The sequence below is a fragment of the Candidatus Frankia alpina genome (assembly GCF_902806485.1).
GTDB lineage: Bacteria > Actinomycetota > Actinomycetes > Frankiales > Frankiaceae > Frankia > Frankia alpina.
The window spans coordinates 1-953 of sequence record NZ_CADCWT010000505.1; the positions used below are offsets into that span (position 1 = coordinate 1).

A 953-nucleotide genomic window follows, 5' to 3' on the forward strand; every position below is an offset into this window, starting at 1 on the left:
ATCAAGGACGAAAATGATCTTGCCTCAAGAGATCTTCTAGGTACTACGCAAACTTACCGGCCGCGATCAAGCTCAAATTGGCCCTCCGCGGACCCCGATTTGCCCTGTGCCCCAGCGGAAACCTCGGAGAGGCATGATCGCGAAGAGGTGCGGAGCGTTTTGCGATCCGGGCTTCGCGGCGTGACGACGAACCGACGGCTGCGGGACTGCGGCAAACCGGTCGGGGTCTCGGACGTCGCTCTGATCCAAAACGGAGATCATCATCGCTACAGCGGCCTGGAGACGTGTGGATCTGGGTGGGTTTGTCCGGTTTGCTCGGCCAAGATCAGGTTCCGGCGCGCGGACGAGATCTCCCGGGCCATCGCCCGGGCCATCGAGATGGGTTTCGGGGCTGTTTTTGTGACCAGAACAATCCCCCACACCGCCGAAGATGAACTGCGCACAACCCTCGGTGGCCTGACGGAAGGTCGAGCCTGGGCTTCCTCGCAGAGGATGGTCAAGAGGGCGCGACAGGAAGCCGGCTTCCTGGGGTGTATCACCGCGAAGGAAATCACCCGCGGGAACAACGGCTGGCATCCACACACCCACGACGTGGAAGTTTTCCGGGAGCCGGTGACGCCGAAGGCCTACGGGAAGTTGTCGACGGAGTATTTCGACAATTTGAATGCTTCCTATGTGCGGCAGGGCCATAAGCCGATGGTGAAAGGAATCGGTGTGAAACTCGATATCATCACCCGGGACTCCGACGCCCTCGGCCGCTACCTGGTCAAGCTCCAGGAAACCGGCGTCGGCCTGGGAAACGAAATGGCCCGCGGAGATCTAAAGAAAGGCCGGAAGGGGAGTCTGATGCCGTTCGATATCGCCGCCTACTTCCTGCGGACCGGCGACGCCGCCGCGCTGAAGCTCTGGCACGAATACGAACGGGAGACCAAAGGCAAGTCGGTGATCCGCTT

The 953-nt window shown here is 60.8% G+C and carries 1 protein-coding gene; it reads left to right on the plus strand.

The genetic code is table 11. From position 1 onward, the window contains the following. Positions 1–180 precede the first annotated feature (180 nt). A partial coding sequence (locus G6R25_RS24225) for a protein rep (protein WP_163554679.1) occupies positions 181–953 on the plus strand: 773 nt, incomplete at its 3' end.